Source organism: Acetatifactor sp. (assembly GCF_982438285.1).
Genome location: NZ_CEWDFQ010000380.1, coordinates 1 through 2815, shown reverse-complemented (window position 1 = coordinate 2815; position 2815 = coordinate 1). Strand labels below are relative to the sequence as shown.

The following is a 2815-nucleotide window of genomic DNA, read 5'->3' as shown; positions in this document are numbered from 1 at the left end:
ATTATATACTATAGAAAAACAGTAATTTAATATATCTATGTTTGGAGGAAGCCGGAATGGATAACAGGAAAAAAACGGATCAAAAGCCTGAGAAGGGTATTTTCCGAAAGAAGGAGAATACAGGGAAGGAGCCAAAGCCTGAAAAGAAGAAGGCCAAGGCTCAGAAAAAGCAAAAGACAGTCAGGCAGACCGGGAAGTCCGGCTTTCTGCTTTTCAGTATCCGCAACAAGATCGTGGTATGCTTTCTTGTGCCAATTGTATTTATGGTTGTAATCGGCTTTTCTGCGTACCAAAAGGCTGCGGAGGGCATGAGCGGGAATTTTGAGGACTCTACGGTGCAGACCATAGCCATGGCTACGGAATACATTGATATGAGCTGCACCTTTATTGAATCGGAGGGAATGAAATATGCCTTTAACTCCGATCTGAGCAAGTATTTTCTGGGCATGTATGAGGATTCACCGGTGGATAAGCTGAATGTGACCACCAGCGTCAGGTCGGACATTATGTCCTCCCAGACCACGAACCCTTTTATCAGCAATATACATATTATTACAAAGGCCGGTATCTCCATGATTTCCACTAAGGCCAGCTCTTCCGACGGAGGGACCATGGACGGTATCCTGGAGGAATATCAGAAAAGTGTTTCCACGGGAAAGAGGACCATCGAGAAGTGGATTGACAGCCATCCCCTTTTGGACACCAACTTTGCCCTTACGGAATCAGATTACATTCTGGCCTTTGAGATGATGTCCCAGTCTAATAACGCCTGTATTGTGGTAGATATCAAGCCCTCGGCCATTGAGGAATTTATCGCCGGGCTGGATTTGGGAGAGGGGAGCATTCTGGGATTTGTGACTAAAAACGGCAGGGAGATTATCTGTGAGAATGTTCCAGAGGGACAGGAGAGTGTTCTGACCGGAGAAGAAGCCGTATTTTATGGACAGGACTTCTACAGTGCGGCTCTTGAAAGCGGTGAACTGCAGGGAGCAGGACAGGTAAGCTTTCAGGGCGGCGACTACCTGTTTATTTACAGTACAAGCGATATGACCAACGCCTCCGTGTGCGCGCTGGTGCCCATGCAGGTCGTTACGGGACAGGCGGAGGATATCAAGGGGCTTACCGTAGGCCTGGTGATTCTGGCAACGGTTATTGTACTGGCAGTGGGCATTCTCATCGTGGCAGGCATCCAGAACAATATGAAGCGGATTTCCAAAAAATTTGGAGAGGTGGCAAAGGGTGACCTGACCGTTTTGGTGAAGGCTAAGGGACATGACGAATTCAGAGGTCTTGCTGGCTCCGCAGCCAATATGATCGAAAATACCAAAAAGCTTGTGAATCAGGTGTCCAACGCTACGGGGCAGCTGGAGGAGTCCGCCAAGGAAGTAGAGAAGGCGTCGGACGTGATCAACGATTATTCCATGGACATCACCCAGGCCATCAGCGAGATTAACGAAGGCATGACCAGGCAGTCCCAGCATGCCCAGGAGTGCGTGGAAAAGACAGATATTTTGTCAAATGAGATACAGGAAGTCAGCCGGGTGGTGGAAAAGGTTGAAAAGCTGGTAGACGAAACAGAGGGCATGATCAATCAGGGAATGGAAATCGTGCAGCTGTTAGGCAGCAGAGCCAAGGAGACCACGCAGATCACGGCAAAGGTGGGTGAGAGCATAAACTCTCTGCGAAAGGAATCCGAGATTATCAACACTTTTGTGGAAACCATCACAGATATTACGGAGCAGACCAACCTTCTGTCTCTGAACGCCTCCATTGAGGCTGCCAGGGCTGGGGAGGCCGGAAGGGGCTTTGCGGTTGTGGCGGAGGAAATCCGCAAGCTGGCAGATGATTCCGCAAAGGCGGCGGGAGAAATCCGCAACAATGTGGGACATATCACGGCGCAGACCTTAAACAGTGTGGAGAGCGCGAACCAGGCCCAGTCTATGGTTGACCTTCAGACGGAAGCGGTAGAGCAGGTGGTGTCGGTGTTCCGTGAGATGCAGCTTCGTATGAATCAGCTGATCGGCGGTCTGAAGGCCATAGTGGAAAGCATGGAGAAGGCTGACAAGGAACGCAATGATACAGTGGAAGCGGTAAAGAATATTTCCCATATCATTGAGGAGACGGCAAACAGCACTGAGGTTGTAAACGATGTGGCCGGCCGGCTGCTGGAGAGTGTTACGGATTTGAACAAGACTGCGGATGCCCTGGGGGAGAACATGGAGAGTCTCAAGACGGAAATCTCCGTATTTAAGATCTAACAGACGTAAGGATATTTCTGCCCGGCTATTTTAAGGAGTAAACAAGTTGAAACAGATTGTGATCCGATATCTGAAACCCTACTGCCCAAGAATGGGGGTAGGGTTTCTCATTAAATTCTGGGGAACCATAATGGATCTGTGCATCCCCTATATTCTGGCATATATCATTGACTCTGTAATCCCAAAGCAGCAGAAAAGCCTGGTGCTGCTTTGGGGTTTCTTCATGATTTTCTGTTCCGTGCTGGCGGTAACCTTCAATATCATAGCAAACCGGATGGCCTCCAAGGTGGCAAGCGATGCCACACAGCTCATACGCCATGATCTCTTTTCCAAAATCATGTATCTTTCCAACAGGCAGACTGACTTCTTTACAAAGCCCTCCCTGATCTCCAGAATGACAACGGATACCTACAATCTGCATCAAATGATAGGAAGGGTGCAGAGACTGGGCGTGCGCGCGCCCATACTTCTGATCGGAGGCATCTGCGTGACTTTTACACTGGACCCGGCCATGGCATGTGTGCTGGTGGCAGTGCTTCCCCTATTAGGGATGATCA

The 2815-nt window shown here is 49.3% G+C and carries 2 protein-coding genes; both read left to right on the top strand.

The features are described from left to right. The first annotated feature begins 56 nt into the window (after positions 1–56). Positions 57–2258 (top strand): methyl-accepting chemotaxis protein, encoded by a 2202-nt coding sequence (locus AC1WIP_RS14185; protein ID WP_481142439.1) that lies wholly within the window; start codon positions 57–59, stop codon positions 2256–2258. A gap of 46 nt (positions 2259–2304) precedes the next feature. Next, the coding region (locus tag AC1WIP_RS14180; RefSeq protein WP_481142438.1) for an ABC transporter transmembrane domain-containing protein at positions 2305–2815 on the top strand (511 nt) is incomplete at its 3' end.

Coding starts and splice junctions, on each gene's coding strand:
- AC1WIP_RS14185 (WP_481142439.1), top strand. CDS start 57: ATGGATAACAGGAAAAAAACGGATCAAAAGCCTGAGAAGGGTATTTTC.